Raw genomic sequence first — 1,998 nt, 5'->3', positions numbered from 1 at the left:
CCTGCGTTCCGCGCAATTCGGGGGTTCTGGAGTCCGTCCCGAGCTGAAAGTGCAGGTCAACGGAGCGGAGGCTGGTGACGCGGGCGGATATGCCTAGAGACGCGATTCTGTGGATTCGCCTGCACTGACCTGCAGCTGCTCCGTAGAGTCTGGAGTCGTGTACGTGAAGACGACGAAACGGGAGAACAAGTCCGGCACAGTCCGGTACCTGCACCTGGCCCACAACGAGTGGGATCCAGTGAAAGGTCGGGCGGTCCCGAAGGTCCTGTTCACGTTCGGCCGTGAGGACGACCTCGACCGGGACGCGGTGAAACGCCTGGTCGCGTCTCTATCGAGGCTGCTGGAGCCGGGTGAGACACTGGCATCGACGGCGGCGGGTGACCTGGAGTTCGTCTCGTCGGTCCCGTTCGGCGGCACCTACGTCCTCGATCATCTCTGGCGGCGGCTGAGGATCGACAAGATCGTCGGGCAGGTCGGGCAGCCCAAGCGGGGCCGACGTCGGGACATGTCGGTGACTGAGCGGGTGCTGTTCTCCCTGGTCGCGAACCGGGCCCTGGCTCCGTCCTCGAAGCTGGCCGCCGCGGACTGGATCACGCACGACGTACATGTCGAGGGCCTGCCGGCCACCGACGACGACGCCTGCTACCGGGCGATGGACTGGCTCCACGAGGTGACCGACAACCTGGAGAAGCGGGTGTTCGACGAGGTTGCGAACCTCCTCAACCTCGAGGTCGACCTGCTGTTCTTCGACACCACCAGCACCTACTTCGAGCTGGAGGAGGCCGACGAACCCCTCGCCCGCGACGACAAGGGCCGCCTCCTGACGGACGACCGCCCACCCGCTGAGGAGGACGGCGAGCCCGCGGATCAGGGCGGGTTCCGCACCTTCGGCAAGTCCAAGGACTCCCGCGATGACCTCCCACAGATCGTCATCGGGATGGCCGTCACCCGGGACGGGATCCCGGTCCGCGTCTGGTCCTGGCCCGGCAACACCGGTGACCAGAAGCTGATCCGGCAGGTCAAGGACGACATGCGGGACTGGACCCTCAGCAAGATCGTGTGGGTCACCGACCGGGGATTCTCCAGCGAACGCAACCGCCGCTACCTCCGCCAGGGCGACCACGCCTACATCGTCGGTGAGAAACTCCGCTCAGGGAGCCCGGAGGTGAAGGCCGCCCTGTCCCGCCAGGGCCGTTACGGCGAGATCGCCCAGAACATGCGGGTCAAGGAGGTGCGGATCTCGGAGACCGAACGGTTCGTGATCTGCCACAACGCCGAAGCCGCCACCCGTGACCAGCACATACGCGAACAGCTCGTCTCCCAGCTCACGACCCTGATCGAAGACACCGACCAGCTCAGCGACTTCAAGCGAGGCGAGCTCCGCGGCAAGATCGCCGACAAGCCCGGCCTCAACCGCTACCTCCGCACCACCCCGGCCGGCAAGCTCCGCATCGACACCGCGAAGATCAAGACCGAGGAGAACCTCGACGGCAAGTACCTGCTGCGATGCTCCGACCCGGACCTGTCCGCGGAGGACATCGCCCTCGGCTACAAGCAACTCCTCGAAGTCGAGCGGGGCTGGCGGGACATGAAACAGATCATCGACCTGCGGCCCGTCTATCACCGGCTCGAGGAACGCATACGCGCACACGTCGTCCTCTGCTGGCTCGCCCTGCTGTTGATCCGCATCATCGAGACCACCACCGGCGCGACCTGGCCGACCGTCCGCCGTGAGCTCGACCGGCTCCACCTTGGCACCTTCATCGGCCCTACCGGCCTGTTCCGGCAAGTCACCACCGTCACCAAGCCCCAGACCGACCTCCTGGCCAAGCTCGGCACCCCCGCCCCGAAGCAGATCATCGCCCTCGAACCCGCATCCCACTGACCAGCACGAACACCAGCGCCTAGAGAAACGCCTCTCAGGCGCCCTCACCCATGTCCGCACAGGTCAGACCCCAGATTCGTGACTCTAGGACGCTGAATTACGCGGAACACAGG

Annotated in this window: 1 protein-coding gene; it reads left to right on the top strand. The window is 65.8% G+C overall.

From position 1 onward, the window contains the following. Positions 1-163 precede the first annotated feature (163 nt). Positions 164-1,885 carry an IS1634 family transposase gene (locus ACIHAD_RS48820; RefSeq protein ID WP_397361746.1) on the top strand — a complete coding sequence of 574 codons (1,722 nt, stop codon included), beginning with the start codon at positions 164-166 and terminating at the stop codon, positions 1,883-1,885. Positions 1,886-1,998 lie beyond the last annotated feature (113 nt).

Source organism: Nonomuraea sp. NPDC052265 (assembly GCF_044547985.1).
GTDB lineage: Bacteria > Actinomycetota > Actinomycetes > Streptosporangiales > Streptosporangiaceae > Nonomuraea.
Note: the sequence above shows the minus strand (reverse complement) of the source record. Positions and strands in the feature narration are given on the sequence as shown.